The following is an 18,080-nucleotide window of genomic DNA, read 5'->3' as shown; positions in this document are numbered from 1 at the left end:
ATGGAAGATAACACTGAGTATTCAGATCAAACATGGATAAAAGAGGCATTATGATATGAATTTTTAATACCCACACTCAACTACAACATAGCCCTATACATACAGTTCAATTTGGAAGTTGAATATTATTTATGAAATCTCTTTTTCTAAGCATGATTAAAGATCATATGTATAGCAAGCGGTATGCTAAGAGCACTATTGAAGCTTATCTGTTTTGGATAGCTGCCTATATCCGTTTTAATAATATGCAACATTCAAGCTCCATGGAAGATACTGAAACCGAGCAACCTTAAAACTTACCGCTTACCGCTGCTACCTCAAAACACCACCGCTTTTCCGCGCCCTGATGCTTCAGAGCCTGCGTCGAGTTTGCCGTTGCGTTCAATAATCACGTGCATATCTCCAAAACGGCGCTCATTGAGTGTATAGCCCATTTTTTCAAGTGCTTTAACAACCTCTGTATCTAAACCAGGGTGATGACGGATCACGTTTTTAGGCCAAAGTTGATGATGAAAACGCGGGCTGTTTACCACTTGTTCTGCACTCATATTAAATTCCACCGCATTTAAAATAGATTCATACACTGAGCTAATAATCGTGGTGCCACCCGGTGAGCCAGTGACCATTTTTACTTTATTGTCTTTGAGTAAGATGGTTGGCGTCATTGAGCTGAGCATACGCTTATGGGGCTGTATTTCATTGGCTTTGCCGCCGAGCGCGCCAAATACATTCATTACCCCTGGTTTTGCACTAAAGTCGTCCATTTCGTCGTTAAGTAAAAAGCCTGCGCCTGCGACCACTACGCCACTGCCGTATCCTAAATTAATCGTGGTGGTATTCGATACTGCATTGCCCCACTTATCAACAATTGAAAAGTGTGTTGTTTGTTCGCTTTCATATAAACCGGGTTGAATGTTTTCAGTCGTTGATATTTTATCTAGCGTTATCGTACTGCTACGCTTTTCAAGGTAATCACTGGCAATTAACGCCGCTTTTGGTACATCAAAAAAGTCAGGATCGCCTAAATACTCTGCCCTATCAGCAAACACGCGTTTGCCTATTTCGGCTAATAAATGAATATACCCTACTGAATTATGCTCCAGCCCTTTCGCAGGTTTTGTTAACTCATACATTTTAAGCCATTGTAAAATAGCGATGCCACCAGAGCTGGGTGGTGGCGAAGTAAGTACTTCATAACCATTCCACGCTGATTTCATAGGGACTCTTGATTTAGCTTGATACGCTTTTAGATCTGCTTGTGTAATAATGCCACCGTGCTCAGACATAAAGTCAGCAATAATTTTTGCTGTTTCACCTTCATAAAACCCTGCTTGGCCTTTATCACGAATACGCTTTAATGTGGCTGCTAGTTCTGGTTGTTTGAAGTTTTTATTCGCCTTAGCACTGGAGAAATAATCAGCAAAGTTAATAGATACCTCTTTTTTAGCCATCCGTGCAATATAACGCTCTATGCTACTAGCAAGCTTTGGATGCACTATAAATCCATGTTCGGCTAGCTTAACTGCTGGCTCAATTAATACGTCCCAATTGAGTGTGCCGTGTTTTTGATGCGCTAACCACATGCCTGCAACACTTCCGGGAACGCCGCTGGCATGGATCCCGTATACTGACTTATTAGTAATGACGTTACCTTGCTTATCTAAGTACATATCTCGGTGAGCTGCGCTGGGTGCTGTTTCGCGGTAATCAATAAAGTCTCCTTTGCCGTCTTTTTGGATCAACATAAAGCCACCGCCGCCGATATTTCCGGCCTCAGGTAAAGTAACGGCTAACACAAACTGCGCTGCAATTGCGGCATCTACAGCATTTCCGCCAAGCTCTAAAATAACACGTGCCGTATCACTGCTATAACTATCTGGCATTGCAACGGCCGCTTGAGCCAGCTTGGTATTATTTGCTAACACGCTCATTTGTAATTGAATAACTACTACACTCAATAGCAGTAAATGCCTAGCACCTAAAAACATAATTAATTCCTTGCTGTATTTATTTTTTAATTATTTAATTAATACACTCTGTGCGTGATACGGTCAAACTACGATTACTCAATCTCAATACTTTTGCGATAGAGTACCGCTGGTAAATCACCATTTTCGTCAGTATGAATGTATTGCTTAATAAACTGCATTCCTAGTTTTTGCATTACTTTAATTGAACCAATATTGTCTTTTAGGGCTGTTGCACTCAATGCGGTGACACCGGCTTGTTTTTCTATGACTTCTGCCACTGCTTTAGCCGCTTCGCTTGCGTATCCTTTTCCCCAGCTTAGTTGCTTAAATCGCCAACCAATTTCTATATCACTAAAATTTGACTCATCTGTAAAAAATCCCATAGGACGTATCAACACCCAGCCTATAAATGTATTAGTGTCAGTAATATTTACTTGCCATAAGCCCCAGCCTTTATCTGGATTAGTGTAGGCTTGCAAGCGAGGGATAAATACCTCTTTAATCATTTGCATTGAGCTTACTTTACCACGCGTGAGGTGGCGCATTACATCTGGATCGCTGTCTAAATCAAATAGTAGCTGAGCATCTCTTTCGCCCATTAATTTAAAATTAAGTCGTGCTGTTTGGGGTATATTCATTTTTCTACCTGTATATTGCTTGTTATTGCGTTGTCATTAATAATGACCGTACCTAAGATAAAAACTCTTAGGCTTCAATCCTTTTATTAGAGAACAAATATGAACAAATTAGCAAGTTTAGTTTTATTAGGTTGTGTAGCATTAACTGGTTGTGAAGATGCTAACGAAGTAAAAAAAGATGCCTCTGAAGCAAAAGCCGACGTTCAAGAAGCGCTCACCGATGCATGGAATGATGTAAAAGAAACCACTAACGAATTTAAAGGTGAATCGCTTGATGAGCTACTTAGTGAGAGTAAAAAGTTAGGCCTAGATATGTATGATGACGGTAAAGAAGTCGCTCTTGATGCATGGTTAGAGAGTAAAGAAGCCGCTGGTGAACTCACTGAGAAAACCAAGCAAAAAGCGCAAGAACTCGCAGCTGAATTACGTGAAGCACGTGAAAAACGCGAGCAAGAGAAAAACAACTAATAACATATTTTCCTTGTGGGCTATGTGTTTATTCACCTAGCCCTTTGATCCGTTGTTGTAACTTAACTAAATACTGTTTTTTAGTGATCAACACATCAAGATCCCCTTCAAACGTATACACTTTTTTCATATTAACAAGAGTGAATTTGCCTTTGATCAACGACATTGCACAACTTAAATTTATAAAATTAAAATACAATATAAAACGTTGCAGCGGATCTGTTTCAACTTGGCGTAAACCGAGTTTATTAGCTGTTCGCGGATGAATAATATAACTCGATGCTTTTAAAGTAATGTGTGTTGGCTGATGGTTTTCATACTCGCTTATCAGCGTTAATAGCCCTTCAATGTAGCCTGAAAATACCTGTTTAGTGCGCTGCTGCGCGCTATCTTTTGAATCAAGTACAAAATAGTAATCAAATAAACTTCCGCCATGTAGCACCAAACGTGCATTTTTTACTTTTTCACCAATCAACAAGGGTGAATAATATTTAAGGCTACCCGCTTTAATTCCGCTGGGTATGTCAATAAATGGTGCAAATACAGAAAGGCTGATTGAAACAGCAAATATTGATAAAAATAAAACTGAGAGCATAAAAAACAACCCTGCTAAAACGAGGTTGCCTACAATAAATAACCCCGCTAGTTTTAATTGAAAAGCGTGCTGTTGTTGTCGCGTGAGTAAATAAAACGTATGTTCCATTTTAATGCTGATCCTTATTTTTTATATCGTCACTATATTCTCTCAATACAATGACTGTAAATATAAAATAAGCATACGAAAGCTAGGGCGTGTTGACCTTTGTGGATTGAAATTTGTTCAATCTAGGGGCGATTTAATCGAGGCGCGAGGTTTGTAATCGAGTGGGCTCGATAACTGCTCCTGCGTTATTCTACTGGCTCACATCCATGTGAGAATAAGTAAAAATCGAGCAAAGCTTCCGCGTCCTGCTCACACCTCTTTGTTACCCTCTATGCAGGTAACAAAGAGTTAATCACCCTTAGGAAGAACCCTTTGGGCAGCGCATGTTTGGCATTTATACTGCGTTATCGCCTATTTATGGGGAGCAACCACACACCATAGGCGCTGCCTTGCCTAAATACCAAATAGACTGCTGCAAAATCAATCACGAAAGGTCAACACGCCCTAGATACTTAACATGGCGATTCTATGGATAAACGAAAGTAAAATTTCAATATTATGGTCGTCAATTATTTGGGGATATGTGATGTTAAAAATGCCACTTTTGCTTTGTAATAAAACAAAAATGACATTTTAGCTAACCAGCGCTTTTAGTGCTTAAATAAAACTTGGTTCGACCAAATTAAATAATCGTTTTACGTGACCTTAGGTGATTAAAAGAGTCTTTTGAATATGCTTCTTTTACATCAATAAGTTGCTGATAACTACCAAGGAAGTACGTTTTTGTTGGGATTGCACTGTCTTTAAAGCTAATAAACGCGCCCTCAGTTCCATTAATTTGTGTCTCTCGGCTTACTTCAATCCAGTCCATTGCTCTATTGATATAATTGTAGACCTCATTATTTTGGCCTTTTTCTTTTAACTCAACCGACTCATTCCACCATGTTTGATATTGAATAGTGTACTGAGATTTTGAATAAGGGAATGCAACGCGGGCGTTTGGCTCTTCTTCGCTTATTTCATCATAGAAAGGACCTGCTATAGCACCGAGCGTAACGTAACTAAACAGGCCTAAATCACTACTCTTCGCATTAATTAAATCTGACGTTAAACTCTGAATTAACTGATCTTTCCCTTCTTTTTTTAGACCACTAATTTTCACAACTTTAGATGTTAATTTATGTGGTGCAGGTGCATCAAAGTCAGGAGTGAATGGCATGCCATCGGTATTCGTTAAATTACCTACGTGCATTTTATTCTTTAGTACATCGTAAAGGGAGTTTCGTGACCAATTACTCATTAATGCACTGTTATAGTTAGCTTTTGTATCTGTACCTTGGTGTACTGGTGTACTATTGCTAAAGTTGTTTGTTACAAATTCTTCTAGTGCCTGCCAACTTCCCTGCCAATAGCCGTACATAGAGCTCGGGTGGCATAACTTTCTAACTTCACTTGTCGCGTGCTCAGCAGCAACTGCATTAATTTTTAAATTAGTGCCGACCAGCATATCGGTACTTGCGTTATTTATAACGTCTTCCCATTGCGATAAAAGCTCAAACGTGGGCAAGAGTTGCGCATGCTCGTCATTAGTATTCCAGTTTATTACAAAGCGATGGATCTCTTCTGGGATCTCAAATGCTTTTACTTTAAAGTTGGTCACTATACCGTAACTTAGGGCGCCGCCACCACGTAATGCCCATAATAAAGCTTGATGGGATTTTTCGTTTACTTCAACAATATCACCGTTACCTAATACAACAGTAGCCCCCACCAGCGACTCACAGCACATCCCTTTGCTACGTGTCCATGGTCCCCAGCCTCCGCCTTGAATAAAACCAGCTAAACCGACTGTTGCGCATGTACCATGAGGTATTGTCAATGGCGGGTTATTATCAGCTAGCTTTGGCACCACCTGAAAAAAACGATAACCTGAGCCTATACTAGCAATATAGTCGCCGTTAACTTTATCAACGTTAAAATCTGTTAATCGGCTCAAATCTAATAAAATCACATCGGTGCCCGTACACTCCCCTTCATGGTCGTGTCCACCAGAACGAACGCGGATCGGTAAGTTCAAGCTAATAGCTTGCTTATATGCCTGTGCTACATTTTTTGTTGATTCACACATTATAATAACAGCAGGATTGAATCGTAAACGAGTATTAAATATAAGGGTTTGCGCTTGATACCCTGTTAACCCTGGAGTTTCAGACACTGATGGGGATGCTTGAGTTAGCAGCTGATCATCTTTAAAATCCAAAGACTTAAGTGCTTGAACCAACCTTAGCGTATTATTCCAATAAGTTGCCATCAGGCTCTGGGCGCTTTTTAGCTGTTCGTGCGGCTGTTGCGAAACTTCATGAACTGTATTTTGGTTATTCATCATATATTCCCTTTATTATCCTTGTGACATAAACACTCGTCACGTTTTTGACCGGTTACTGACTCTGCAAGCGTTTGAATTGCTGGCGCTAAATCATCACGTGCAATATCAACTTTAATGAGGTAAGGCGCTGATGTATTTTCATATAAAATATTAAATGCATCTTGTAGATTTGCCACTGAATTGACATTTAAATATTTAACACCGTAAGCTTGAGCTAACGCTTCGTAATCCCAAGAAGGTAATTCATCAAAAGGAGCAAATTTTCCTTCAGGTGTAAATGCGCAAATATCTACAAATGATTGCTCAATAGCATAAACCTCGTTACTCATTACAAATACAGCGGTATTACAGTGATTACGCCTCAGCGTTGAAAGTGTCTGGCACATCATCATAAACCCGCCATCCCCTGCAATTACAATACTACGGTTATCATTTGCAAGTGATACACCTAAAGAGCACCCTGTTTCATGTCCCAGAGATCCCCATGCGGCATCACTGACGAAGTGATTTTTTTCTATGCCAATCAATCTTGCAGCCATATAAAGTGATGAGCTTTCACCTAAAATAAGGTTATATCTTTTTAAGGGACTCGATTCATTTAACTCTTGTTGATAAAAAGCAAAGAAGCTTTCGTAACTAATTTGGCTGCACAAATCGCTATGCTTAGTGAGCGGCAGTGCATTGAAGCCAAAATTGTCGGGCTTTGAAAACGTCACGTTAAAGCCTGCTGATGAACACAAAAAATGCGCAATCAATTCATTAATAAATACTGCTAGGCTGGTATGAATAAAGTGATCACTGTTACCAACAAGCGCACCATCCATATTGACTCTTATTAGATCAGAGCCTTGATTTGTCAGCATCGTGATGTAGTCATCAGTAAAAATGACCCCAAGCGCTAAAACTGCATCGCATTGCGACACATAATCGAACGTTTCAGGTAATGAGGCTTCGCCTGCATAGGTGCCTACAAATAATTTATGGCTAATTTCGCTTCGCTCGCTGATCACCGATTTAGCCAATGTGCTTGTGGTATAAGGTATATTAAGTAAATGTAAAAGTGACTCTACCTTGTCTTGTAAGCCTAACCTTGCGATCTCTATCCCCAGCATAATTATTGGCTGTTTTGCACTTTCTAGCTTTTGTATGGTCTGTTGTAGTAATGTTTTTTGCATACCTAGGTTAGCTGGTGAATCGGTAATAACCAGCGGTTGCATGGGTGCTTTGCATTCTGCCCCCCAGACATTTTGCCAAGCTTCTAAGTAAATTGGCCTTTTTTCTTTTATTGCACACGCTAATGCTGCATCTATAATAGTTGGAGCCATCTCAGGATCTGACAGTATTTCACTTGCCACGGTCACACTTTCAAATATGACTTGGTTTGAATTATAATTACCCGTTGAGTGATGAAATAATGCGCCTGTATCAGCGATAATTTTTCGATCATCAATTGATGGGCTAGCCGTGATCACCACCACAGGATTTCTTTCTACATAGGCGCCTGCAATTGCGTTTATAACACTTAATGTACCGACTCCATATTGCACCGATACTGCGCCAATTCCTCTGTAACGAGCATAACCTTCGGCCGCATAACCTGCACCTAGCTCCGTTATGTCACCAACCGCATCAATACCATCAAACTTATCAAGTGCGCTCATAAACTCCTGTACATAGTCACCCGGTACTTGAAATATTTTTTCTAGACCTTGCTCTTTTAAGCGCGTTAATAAATAGTCAGCAACCGTAAAATTATTGGTACTCATGGTTAATTCCTTCGTACGCAAATTTCGTTACTTCATTAAGTGTATTACTGCTTGCATTAGGCTGCACTTTTTCACTTTGATCTTTGCAGGTCTTATTGCAATTAACAGGTAGATAATTATGCTTTTGATCTAACCAGCATGGTGTGGGTAAATCAAAAAACTCCTCGAGTGTTGATTCTGCTGTATTTAATGCACCTTCAACCCAGCCTTGTTCGTATGAGTACGCCTCACCAATAATATATATGTTTTCTTTATCAACAGGGTGGCGCATACGACACATAATTTCATCTAAACGATAATTTGCTTTCCACTCATGCCAACCCCCGCCATAAGGGGCGTCTCCCCAATCTTGGTAAATGGCCGAATACGGCATCGCTAATTCTTTTTGCTCATGAAGCGCTTCTATTTGTCTGTGTGCAGCTTCCACCATGCCAGTGGTTATTTGGCATTGGCTTTTAGGGACTATTTCTTGTGGGGTATAACCTTCACATCCATAGCTTGGTGTGTAACCAGAATATAACTCACCAGACTCTAAGCCTTTCCAATAGGGGATAGAGCCAATATCATTATATGACGCCATCAATAACGAATTTGTATTTGGTAAACCGCCTGCTTGGTCGCACTCTGTTCCCATATAATATGTTTGCCTAATTGGTAAGTCGGTCACTGAACGACCTGCAACTAGACCTAAACTTCGCCACCAAGGCTGCTCGTAAGCCATAAACATTTTTAGCGCTTTTTGTATAAGTACTGAGGGGATATTTTCTTTTAACCATGGATCAGCAAAAAATTCAGACTCAATAAGCTCCAATGAACGTCTTGGCATTGCCAAAATTAACCGTTTCGTTTTTACAATTTCCAGATCAGTGACGGTTAAGTCATCAACTGTTTTGCCATATTGATCTGTGCACGTTGATTGAAATATTAATTCATATCGATAATCAGGATCATCCAAATAGTTAATTTTCACTAACCGTTTATTCATTTTCACTTTGTCATCTTCGGCTAAACAGCTTGGTAACGCTTTAAACTGCGCGCACAGTGTTAATGGCAGTGCCTGGAATCCATCAGTAAGAGTGAGAAACTCAGTGTCATCACTGTATTCTGTTGCGGGAAGCTGAGTAACTGCACTTGCATTAGCAACATTAGCATCGTACCCGCCAGCCTCTTTCATAAATAAATAGGCTTCGTTACTTAGTACTCGCTCAAGTAGATTCCAAAAACCATACTTCCAAATCTCTTTGCCAAATACTTTCACTTTCATTTGCTCACACAGACTCATGTCAGCAAAACCAGGACAAATTAAGTTCATCACCTTAACTTGCAAATCCTCAGGGCCAAAGCCGCGTTCAGATGCGTTTAAATTATAAGGTATTTTATCAGGGCACTGCGCAAAATCTCGGTAACGAAAATATTGACCGCGCAGATAAAAAAGATTATTTTCACTGCCCGCTTTTACATCTTTCAAAGCGGGATCTTTTGAATTAGGATACATGGGTAAAGAAGAACCCATTGGGAAATCTTGCGTTTTCAGGTTCAGATTATTAACTAATGCATTAACCATGACATGATCTGAAGGAATAAAACGCATTCCCCCTAACTCAGCAACTACATTCGGTAACCCGGGCAGTGTTTTACTGTATAAACGTCCCCCTATGCGGTCACTGTATTCAAATAATGCTATACGTTTTGCTTTGCCTTCATGCTGTTGTAGCCTCCACGCACTGTAAACACCAGACACGCCACCACCAACAATTGCTATATCAAGTTCGTTCTTCATAATTGTTTATTCCTTAACTAAATTAAGCTAAGGCTAGTCAAAAAGAATTACGAGTTCTATTACACGCTATTACAAAATGAACTGCGACTATAAATTCACAAAAAAAGGTAAGCCTAAGCTTACCTTTTAATGTTTAAACCAGATTTTTTAGTAATTAAAGCTCAAAATCTTTCTTAAACTTAATACCAAATTCACTGCGGTCATTACTGCGCATCACGCCTACAAAACCCGATTGTTGCAGACGACCTACATCGTAAACTTCGTTTAGCACATTTTCGCCGTATAATGTCACTTCCATATCGCCATAAGCATTAAGGTAAGAAATATTAAAACCGACTAACTCACGCGAATCAATTTGCTCACTTTGGTTAAATACTGACTGACCTTGCATATCACTACGGTATGAATAGTTAGCATTAAGTGCAATTGTGCCGCCGTTACTTAAGTCAACAAAGTAAGATGGCGCAACCATTACAGTCCAACGTGGTGTTAATGCCGGTGAATCTCCGATACCAATACCTTGTACGCCAGCATCAACCTCTGTAATTTCAGAATCTAAATAACCAACGGCGCTGCGAATAGTGAAATCATCTGTAATTGCGATAGTTGTTTCAAGCTCAATACCTTGTGCTTTTGAAGCACCTGCATTTTCAACAATTGTTACAAACCCACCACCAGCCGTTGGATCAGAAAATGGTAATGCCAAGTCTGTGTAATCAGTTACAAACACAGCAAGCATCATAGATACATTTTCATGTACCTGGCCTTTTAAACCCAGCTCGTAGTTAATTGCTTTAGTTTCATCAAACGGTACAAATTGATCAGGCCCACCAAATGGACGAGGCGGAAAGCCCCCTGTTTGATAACCTTTTTGAATTTGACCGTATACGTTCATGTTGTTGCTAAGTTGGTAAGATGCGTTTACATCCCATGTTACTGCATCAAAATCAGCGGTTACGTATTTACGCTCAGAAAAACTTGGGAATACCGCATTCGCTGCTTTTTTATCTTTTGAATAACGAAGACCACCACCAATGCTTAAATCATCAGTTAAGTCATAGCTTGCATTTATATACGCTGCATATGAGTTGGTTTCTTGGTTTACGTCAAAGAAGCCGTAGTCTCCAAATGATGCTGATACGCCATCATTTAATAAACCATTCGGAGTATTCCAAGGACTAAATACAAAAGGACCTGAACGTGTAAAGCCATCTTCGTTGAAATAGTAAAGGCCAGATACAAAGTCCATGTCCGCAAATGTACCGTTTAATTGAATTTCAAACGAGTATTGATCCGCGCCACCCTCTTCTGGAAATTCTGATAAATTAAGCGCCGTTGCATCATCATCCAAACCGCCATCATATTCTGACGTACGATAACTTGAAATAAACTTAGCCGAGTAAATATCGTTAATCGCCCAATCAGCACTCAACGATGTACCCCAACCTGAATATGACGTTGATTCAATACCTGCTACCGTTGATGCTAAATCATCTGGATTTGCAGGTAGCATGTCAGCTGTTAATAGTGGGAAGTCGCCATTAAAAGGGTCGCTTGCATCTAATGGTTGTGTTAATTCGATTGTGTAAGGTGATTGGCCCGATTCATTATCAACAGCATCCAATGAGAAAACCATTGAAAAATCACTATTTGCTTGCCATTTTAGTGCAACGCGCCCGCTCGTTTCTTGTTCTTCGCCAATTTCTTTTTCAGGATTGGCTAAATTAATTGCTCTACCTACACCATCACGTTTTTTGTAAGATGCACTGGCAGACATACTCAGCTCATCAGTCAATGCATTATTAAAATACACATCGCCAGCGATGCGCCCACGAGAGCCCACTTTTGCTGTCGTTGTTAAAATACCTTCATCACCGGGCTGTTTTGTAATGATATTTACTGCGCCACCTAATGTATTACGCCCATATAAAGTCCCTTGAGGGCCACGTAACACTTCCACACGCTCAACGTTTGGTAATGACAAGTTAGAACCCATTTGACGCCCTAGGTAAACGCCATCTAGGTATACACCAACACCAGGATCTGTGGTGATGATGTGATCTTGTAAGCCTATGCCACGAATAAAAACAGATGCATGGGCTGCATTACCCACACCATAACGAGTAATATTTAGGTTAGGTACATATTTACCTATGTCTTCAAGATTACTCATATTGGCTTTATCGATAAGATCTTCACCGATTGAAGTCACCGCTGTTGGGGATTCAAAAATACTTTCGGTGCGCTTACGTGCTGTTATTTCGATTTTCTCAAAAGCATCCTGCTTTGCAGTGGTTTTTTCATCTTGAGCATAAGTTGTAGTCGCAAAAGTGGCAATTATTGCTAAGCTTAACTGTGAAAGGTTACGTAATTTCAAAATTCTCTCCAAAGGATACCGTGTGTGTGTTTGCGCTGTTTTAAATATCAGGCACAAAAAAAGATGCTTAAATAAGCACCTTTCCTCTGGAAGGATATTATATGACAGTATTGTGAATTTGTGTATAAATTTAATGTAAGTCGTCACTTTTATTACTTTAGTTAAACATTTCATTAATTATGATAATAAACCATTCGCAAATAGGATTTATAAAACCTAAAAAAAACAAATTACAGATTATTTACCCATTACAAGAACAAAAACAACATACATAAGATAAAATAAAACATAACATTCGATAATTTACCCCTTTCATTCTATAATGTAGTCGAAATCAACATACTAAACACCTAGGACACACATATGAAAAAGCTATCCTTAGCTGTCGCTATCTGCTGCGCGTGCGTAACAAGTTATGCAAACGCTGAAGTTCGCATAAACGGTTTTGCATCAATAGTTGGCGGAAAAACATTAGATAACGATTCAACCTTGTATGAATATGACAATGATATTTCATTCAAAAATGAGAGTGTCTTTGCATTACAGTTATCTGCTGACTTACAAGATAAATTGAGCGCAACAGCACAAATTGTTGCCCGTGGTGAAAATGACTTCAATGCGGAATTTGAATGGGCCTACTTAACTTACGAATTTACCGATGAGCTGCAACTCAGTGCAGGTAAAATGCGTGTGCCTTTTTATCGTTATTCTGACTTTATAGATGTTGGCTATGCATATCGTTGGGTAAGACCACCTCAATCTGTTTACAATATTCCATTTTCAACATACGAAGGCCTTAGCCTGCTGCACACATCACAGCTAGGTGACTGGGACTCAACTCTACAAATTATTTATGGCAGCTTTGATGGTAATATTGGAGTTGTTACTTATAACGATAAAGCTGAGCTAAATGACATAGCAGGCATTAACTGGACTTTATCATATGATTGGTTCAGTGCCCGTGCAGCATACCTTGTTGCTGAAACATCTATTGGCCTAAGTGATCAAGAGCCTACAGGCCAAGCTCTAAATGGCCTTGAGAAAACACTGCGTGATAACGGGTTAGTAACACAAGCAAATGATATTGCGATTTCTGAAGATGATGGAACATTTATCGGTGTTGGTTTTTCAATTGATTATAACGACATACTATTTGACGCTGAATATACTCAACTTGAAGTTGAAAACAGTATATTAGCAAAACAGTCGCAATATTATGCTTCTGTTGGTTATCGTATGGATGAAATTATTGTGCATTTCACCTACGAGAACAATGACGATAAACATGACGCCGCTGATTTTGATAAAATAACTCAAATCCCTGCTCTTAATGGCGCTATCAACCAAGCACTTTTGGGCACTAAAGCACAAAGCACTGTTTACACGATAGGCACTCGTTATGATTTCCACCCATCAGCGGCGCTAAAAGTAGATTTTAGCCGTTTTAAAAATGACATTACAGATACTGAAACGGACGTTATTGCCGTTGCTGTAGATTTAGTTTTTTAAGGGGATAAAAATGAAAAAGCTAATTTTAGCGAGCCTAATTTCAACCTGCTCTTTTGTAGCATTTGCTGATGTTGCAGTTATAGTAAACCCAAGTAATAGCAATTCATTAGACAAAAATGAGATAAAAAAAATCTACCTAGGTAAAAGCAAATCATTTGCCGATGGTGTAAAGGTTAACCCCGTAAATCAAAACGGTAACAGTGTTGTTGATGAGTTTAATAACAAGGTTGTTGGCAAATCAAGTAGTCAGCTAAATGCTTATTGGTCTAAGCTTGTTTTTACTGGTAAAGGCACACCGCCAGAGAAACTAGATTCCGATCAAGCAGTTATTGATTTTGTAGTAAGTAACGCCGATTCTATTGGTTATATTGACAGCGCGAAAGTAAGCGATGCTGTAAAAGTAATTGCTACATTTTAAAATATAAGCGTATGTAAAATACCCAAACCACCTCAAGATGCGAGTTTTAGTTGGAATTAAAAGCGATTTAGGCAAGGCATTGATTGCAAGTAATAGTGGTTCTATTATTAAAATCAATTCCTTATAAAAGTAACGCAGTCTAAATCGCTTTAAAACCAACCCGTTGGGCGTTTCACAGAGACTTACTCTCATCGTTGCTGCTTCTTGAGGTGGCTTGGGTATAATACCAGTCAGTTTAACTGACTGGTATTTTTTAAACGTTTTATTAATCAAGTACTTTTGCGTCATTAGCTTTATTGAGCAAACTGCGACTTTGGGTTAAAAAGTGCGCGGTTGAATCTGAAAAATATTCTTTTGCTTCAGCAAATGAATCTATTAGCCCAACTTTATCACCCGCTTTGAGCTTTTTTAACGTACTCGCAAATGTCTCTTGATACTGTGCAAGTAACGGCGCTACATTATCAAATTGTGCTAACATAATATCGGAATAAAGCTCTGGTGATTGTGCAAATAAGCGCCCTACCATCATTAACTCTAATTGGTATATTGGTGACGAGCAACTTCGCAATTCTTCAAGTGTATGGCCTTGCTTAGCTAAGAACTGGCCGTAAACAAAGGTGGTTAAATGGCGCATAACTTGAATAATTTGCATAGCTTCATCGTGTTTTTTAGCATCAAGTTCAACTAACTGACAGCCCCACACTTGCAGCTGAGATAATAATCCTTGCGCAACTTGATGCTCACGCCCTTCACAGACCACCACCGTTTGCTTAACCCAGTGAGAAATATCAGGACCAAACATAGGATGTAAACCCACTACAGGCCCGCTATGTACCTCTTTCAACACACTTAGTGGTGCTTGCTTAACCGATGTTATATCAACCAATAAACAATCATTATCAAGTGCTGGTAATGCTCTAACTATCGTTTCTAAGGCGTTTATAGGCACACTGATCATCACCAGTTTTGCGCCTTTTAAAATTTCTTGTGCATTCGTTTGCTGATCTTTATCAAGGATCCTGACTTCATAACCAGAGCGAATAAATTGCTGAGCAAAAAGCTGCCCCATTGCACCTTGACCACCAACAATAACAATAGGTGATAGCTGCGGGGCACTACATGCCAATTTAGCTTGTTGGTTCTGATAAGCTTCTCGCATCATACGCCTAAGAATATCTTCAACAAGCTCAGGATTAACGCCTTGCTTTATTGCTTCTTGGCGTCTGGCCGCTAACAAAGAGGCTTCACGCTCTGGTGCATGTAAAGGGGCACCTGTTTGCTGCTTAATTTCACCAATTTTTTGGGTAATACTATTACGCCGAGCAAGCAATGCAACCAGCTGTGTATCGCACTCATCAATACCTATTCTTAACTGGTCTAAATCTTTAATATTCGCCACGCTCTATACACCTCAAAAATGTAATTTTGTATATTTATATTTACATAAAAGTAAACTAATCAATACAATAAATACTAACAGGATCGGTTAACTGTTAAAAGGTTAAATAAAGAAAAGAATGTGATTTGAGTTGGGAGTTGGGAGCTATGAGTTGTAATTTATAAGCTGTCTGTTGTGGTCACCGCTTGCTAATCGACTTTAGGCATTCACCTTAGGGCTTATAACTTTATTTGGCGGATTATCAGTAATTCTACATTACCCAACCGATAAAATAATTAAACATTTTTGGACTGATATGAGAATGGTAGTGCCTGATCTCTAATACCAATCGTGTTAAGTTAATGACCATTTATAGCGAAAGATAAGTACAGTGATAACAAGGCAGAAATTTTGACATGGTGTTGTTCTCGGCAATTGCTCCTGCATTGCTCTAGCTCCTGCATCCATGCAGTCGTACATGAAAAATTACTAACGCAGTTAGCGCTTTATTTAGTCCGCTAGAATGGTTAAATATTTAAGCCGATTGGTATAATATCTAACTTATTCTTTGTCACTAAAAAACCAAAACGGGTTGCAACCCGAAGGCTGCAACCCGTTTTTTTGCGTTGATAAACAGCGCGTATTAGTTAAGCTTTTCTCTAATACGTGCAGATTTACCAGAACGCTCACGTAGATAGTAAAGTTTCGCACGGCGAACTGCACCGCGACGCTTAACTGTTACGCTATCGATAAGAGGGCTGTGCGTTTGGAATACACGCTCAACACCTTCACCGTTCGAGATTTTACGAACTGTGAATGCTGAGTGAAGACCACGATTACGCTTAGCGATTACAACACCTTCAAAGGCCTGTAGACGCTCTTTAGCACCTTCTTTTACTTTTACCTGTACAACCACTGTATCACCAGGGCCAAATGCAGGTACGTCTGTTTTAAGCTGCTCATCTTCAAGCGCTTTAATAATATTTTGGTTTACTTTTGCCATTATGTTTCTCACTTTCCTAGGTGTAACTGTCTTCTAGCCACAAGCTTTTTGGTACTCTTGCTGAAATTTTGCGAGTAATACCGCTTGCTCCTCAGTCAGAGCTAGGTTATGCAACAAGTCAGGACGTCGTAGCCAAGTTCTGCCTAATGACTGCATTAGCCGCCATTTTGCTATCTCTTGGTGGTTTCCGCTGAGTAATACAGCAGGCACCTGTTTGTCGTCCAATGTTTCTGGCCGAGTATAATGAGGACAATCTAGCAAGCCATTCGAAAATGAGTCTTGCTCTGCTGACTGGTTATGCCCTAAAACACCTGGCACTAATCGCGCTACTGCGTCAATTAATGTCATAGCAGGTAGTTCACCACCACTCAAAATAAAATCACCAATTGACCATTCTTCGTCAACATATGACTCTATTATTCTCTCATCTATACCTTCATAGCGACCGGCAATTAAAATCAGTTTTTTAGAGCTTGCGAGTTCGCTTGCCCCTTGCTGATCTAATTTGCGCCCTTGCGGGGACATATAAATTACTTTTGCACCATCACCTGCCGCTGCTTTAGCGTCAAGAATGGCTTGTTTCAATGGCTCAACCATCATCAACATACCTGGACCGCCCCCGTAAGGGCGATCATCCACTGTTCTATGCTTATCAATAGCATAGTCACGTGGGTTCCAGCAGTTAAAGTCGATCAGACCATTTTTTACTGCGCGACCAGTTACACCTTGCGTTGTAATGGCATCAAACATGTCCGGGAAAAGGCTGATAACCCCTACCCACAACGAACTAGTTTGACTCATTAAAAGCCAGGATCCCAGTCTACGGTAATTTCTTTAGCATCGTGTTTAATCTCTTTAATAACTGTATCAGTTAAAAATGGAATTAAACGTTCAGCTTGACCAAATGCATCTTTATTGTTTGCTTTAACAACCAATACGTCATTTGAGCCTGTCTCCATCAGGTCATCAACGATGCCTAAGTTATAACCTTTATCAGTTATAACCGACATGCCAATGAGATCTCGCCAATAGAACTCGCCTTGCGGAAGTTCTGGTAATTGCGCTGCATCCATTGAGATTTCTGCATGGGTATAAGCCATTGCTTCGTCTCGGTCGTTTACTTGCGCAAATTTAGCGATAAAGCCTTTGTTGTGGCGACGCCAGTCGACCACTTCTAAGGTCTGCCATTTACCTTGCTGCCCTATCAACCACGGGCTGAATTCGAAGATCCCTTGGGGATCATCAGTAAATGAATGTACCTTAAGCCAGCCCTTTATACCATATGGGGCACCGAGCTTTCCTACGACAATTATTGATGAGGTGTTCTCTTGACTCATGGTTACACTTACGCCTATTAAGCCGCTTTACGAGCGTCTTTTACTAACTTACTTACGCGATCTGAAAGAGATGCGCCCTGACCTACCCAGTGTTCAACACGAGATAAATCTAAACGTACTTTTTCTTCTTGACCACTAGCAATTGGGTTAAAAAAGCCTACTTTCTCGATGAAGCGACCGTCACGCGAGAAACGGCTATCCGCAACCACAATTTGATAGAAAGGGCGTTTTTTAGCGCCACCACGTTGCAAACGAATAGTTACCATACCGTCCTCTAAATAGATTGACTGTTTTCATTAATAAGAATTGCTCCCCAGTATGGGGAGCTGGGGAATTGTACGAGTTTTTAGCAACAATGCAAGTAAGAAGTGACTCAAAATAGGAGTTAACTTGATTAAACTATGATC

16 protein-coding genes are annotated in these 18,080 nt (G+C 39.9%); 4 read left to right on the top strand and 12 right to left on the bottom strand.

Going from position 1 to position 18,080, the window contains the following annotated elements:
- Positions 1-131: 131 nt before the first annotated feature.
- Positions 132-293, top strand: a complete 162-nt coding sequence (locus ADS77_RS21550) for a phage integrase N-terminal SAM-like domain-containing protein (RefSeq protein WP_167349696.1) — start codon at positions 132-134, stop codon at positions 291-293.
- A 24-nt stretch (positions 294-317) separates the two neighbouring features.
- Here ADS77_RS21550 and ggt read toward each other — a convergent pair whose 3' ends face one another.
- Together ggt and ADS77_RS05655 are read right to left on the bottom strand one after the other, a co-directional pair.
- Complete coding sequence (gene ggt, locus ADS77_RS05660) at positions 318-1,988, bottom strand: gamma-glutamyltransferase (RefSeq protein ID WP_054453339.1); 1,671 nt, start codon at positions 1,986-1,988, stop codon at positions 318-320.
- Positions 1,989-2,062: 74 nt separating this feature from the next.
- Positions 2,063-2,608: a GNAT family N-acetyltransferase gene (locus ADS77_RS05655; protein ID WP_054453337.1), complete on the bottom strand. Its 546-nt coding sequence runs from the start codon at positions 2,606-2,608 to the stop codon at positions 2,063-2,065.
- A 99-nt stretch (positions 2,609-2,707) separates the two neighbouring features.
- On the opposite strand from ADS77_RS05655, the gene ADS77_RS05650 reads away from it, so the two are divergent.
- Positions 2,708-3,076: a hypothetical protein gene (locus ADS77_RS05650; protein WP_054453335.1), complete on the top strand. Its 369-nt coding sequence runs from the start codon at positions 2,708-2,710 to the stop codon at positions 3,074-3,076.
- A gap of 28 nt (positions 3,077-3,104) precedes the next feature.
- On the opposite strand, the gene ADS77_RS05645 is transcribed toward ADS77_RS05650, so the two are convergent.
- The 5 genes from ADS77_RS05645 to ADS77_RS05625 form a co-directional block, all read right to left on the bottom strand.
- Entirely contained in the window at positions 3,105-3,779 is a 675-nt protein-coding gene (locus tag ADS77_RS05645; protein WP_054453333.1) for a hypothetical protein, read from the bottom strand.
- 622 nt (positions 3,780-4,401) lie between these two features.
- Positions 4,402-6,105 (bottom strand): FAD-dependent oxidoreductase, encoded by a 1,704-nt coding sequence (locus ADS77_RS05640; RefSeq protein ID WP_235575713.1) that lies wholly within the window; start codon positions 6,103-6,105, stop codon positions 4,402-4,404.
- On the bottom strand, positions 6,102-7,871 hold the full coding sequence (locus tag ADS77_RS05635) for a thiamine pyrophosphate-binding protein (protein WP_054453329.1): 1,770 nt from the start codon (positions 7,869-7,871) through the stop codon (positions 6,102-6,104). Before ADS77_RS05635 ends, ADS77_RS05640 begins: the two co-directional genes overlap by 4 nt.
- Positions 7,858-9,651 (bottom strand): flavin monoamine oxidase family protein, encoded by a 1,794-nt coding sequence (locus ADS77_RS05630; RefSeq protein ID WP_054453327.1) that lies wholly within the window; start codon positions 9,649-9,651, stop codon positions 7,858-7,860. The genes ADS77_RS05635 and ADS77_RS05630 overlap by 14 nt, the downstream gene beginning before the upstream one ends.
- A gap of 154 nt (positions 9,652-9,805) precedes the next feature.
- Positions 9,806-12,028: a TonB-dependent receptor gene (locus ADS77_RS05625; RefSeq protein WP_054205164.1), complete on the bottom strand. Its 2,223-nt coding sequence runs from the start codon at positions 12,026-12,028 to the stop codon at positions 9,806-9,808.
- A gap of 363 nt (positions 12,029-12,391) precedes the next feature.
- On the opposite strand from ADS77_RS05625, the gene ADS77_RS05620 reads away from it, so the two are divergent.
- Both ADS77_RS05620 and ADS77_RS05615 read left to right on the top strand, forming a co-directional pair.
- The gene (locus ADS77_RS05620) at positions 12,392-13,537 is read left to right on the top strand and encodes a porin (RefSeq protein ID WP_054453325.1); all 1,146 of its coding nucleotides are present in this window, start codon (positions 12,392-12,394) and stop codon (positions 13,535-13,537) included.
- Positions 13,538-13,547: 10 nt separating this feature from the next.
- Positions 13,548-13,955, top strand: coding sequence for a phosphate ABC transporter substrate-binding protein (locus ADS77_RS05615; RefSeq protein ID WP_054205162.1), 408 nt, complete (start codon positions 13,548-13,550; stop codon positions 13,953-13,955).
- Between the two features lie 265 nt (positions 13,956-14,220).
- Here ADS77_RS05615 and tyrA read toward each other — a convergent pair whose 3' ends face one another.
- From tyrA to rpsP, 5 genes are all read right to left on the bottom strand, one after another.
- Positions 14,221-15,354: a bifunctional chorismate mutase/prephenate dehydrogenase gene (gene tyrA, locus ADS77_RS05610; protein ID WP_054453324.1), complete on the bottom strand. Its 1,134-nt coding sequence runs from the start codon at positions 15,352-15,354 to the stop codon at positions 14,221-14,223.
- Positions 15,355-15,976: 622 nt separating this feature from the next.
- Entirely contained in the window at positions 15,977-16,336 is a 360-nt protein-coding gene (rplS, locus tag ADS77_RS05605) for a 50S ribosomal protein L19 (protein ID WP_007581406.1), read from the bottom strand.
- A gap of 33 nt (positions 16,337-16,369) precedes the next feature.
- Positions 16,370-17,137 (bottom strand): tRNA (guanosine(37)-N1)-methyltransferase TrmD, encoded by a 768-nt coding sequence (trmD, locus tag ADS77_RS05600; protein WP_054205160.1) that lies wholly within the window; start codon positions 17,135-17,137, stop codon positions 16,370-16,372.
- Positions 17,137-17,673: a ribosome maturation factor RimM gene (gene rimM / locus ADS77_RS05595; RefSeq protein ID WP_054205159.1), complete on the bottom strand. Its 537-nt coding sequence runs from the start codon at positions 17,671-17,673 to the stop codon at positions 17,137-17,139. The genes trmD and rimM overlap by 1 nt, the downstream gene beginning before the upstream one ends.
- Before the next feature lie 17 nt (positions 17,674-17,690).
- Complete coding sequence (gene rpsP / locus ADS77_RS05590) at positions 17,691-17,939, bottom strand: 30S ribosomal protein S16 (protein WP_016708927.1); 249 nt, start codon at positions 17,937-17,939, stop codon at positions 17,691-17,693.
- Between the last annotated feature and the right edge of the window lie 141 nt (positions 17,940-18,080).

It is taken from the genome of Pseudoalteromonas porphyrae, from assembly GCF_001298125.1.
Lineage (GTDB): Bacteria > Pseudomonadota > Gammaproteobacteria > Enterobacterales > Alteromonadaceae > Pseudoalteromonas > Pseudoalteromonas neustonica.
This window is presented reverse-complemented; position numbering and strand designations above follow the sequence as displayed.

Coding starts and splice junctions, on each gene's coding strand:
- ADS77_RS05620 (WP_054453325.1), top strand. CDS start 12,392: ATGAAAAAGCTATCCTTAGCTGTCGCTATCTGCTGCGCGTGCGTAACA.
- rpsP (WP_016708927.1), bottom strand. CDS start 17,939: ATGGTAACTATTCGTTTGCAACGTGGTGGCGCTAAAAAACGCCCTTTC.
- ADS77_RS05650 (WP_054453335.1), top strand. CDS start 2,708: ATGAACAAATTAGCAAGTTTAGTTTTATTAGGTTGTGTAGCATTAACT.
- rplS (WP_007581406.1), bottom strand. CDS start 16,336: ATGGCAAAAGTAAACCAAAATATTATTAAAGCGCTTGAAGATGAGCAG.
- ADS77_RS05640 (WP_235575713.1), bottom strand. CDS start 6,105: ATGATGAATAACCAAAATACAGTTCATGAAGTTTCGCAACAGCCGCAC.
- ADS77_RS21550 (WP_167349696.1), top strand. CDS start 132: ATGAAATCTCTTTTTCTAAGCATGATTAAAGATCATATGTATAGCAAG.
- ADS77_RS05615 (WP_054205162.1), top strand. CDS start 13,548: ATGAAAAAGCTAATTTTAGCGAGCCTAATTTCAACCTGCTCTTTTGTA.
- ADS77_RS05645 (WP_054453333.1), bottom strand. CDS start 3,779: ATGGAACATACGTTTTATTTACTCACGCGACAACAACAGCACGCTTTT.
- ADS77_RS05630 (WP_054453327.1), bottom strand. CDS start 9,651: ATGAAGAACGAACTTGATATAGCAATTGTTGGTGGTGGCGTGTCTGGT.
- ADS77_RS05655 (WP_054453337.1), bottom strand. CDS start 2,608: ATGAATATACCCCAAACAGCACGACTTAATTTTAAATTAATGGGCGAA.
- rimM (WP_054205159.1), bottom strand. CDS start 17,673: ATGAGTCAAGAGAACACCTCATCAATAATTGTCGTAGGAAAGCTCGGT.
- ggt (WP_054453339.1), bottom strand. CDS start 1,988: ATGTTTTTAGGTGCTAGGCATTTACTGCTATTGAGTGTAGTAGTTATT.
- ADS77_RS05635 (WP_054453329.1), bottom strand. CDS start 7,871: ATGAGTACCAATAATTTTACGGTTGCTGACTATTTATTAACGCGCTTA.
- trmD (WP_054205160.1), bottom strand. CDS start 17,137: ATGAGTCAAACTAGTTCGTTGTGGGTAGGGGTTATCAGCCTTTTCCCG.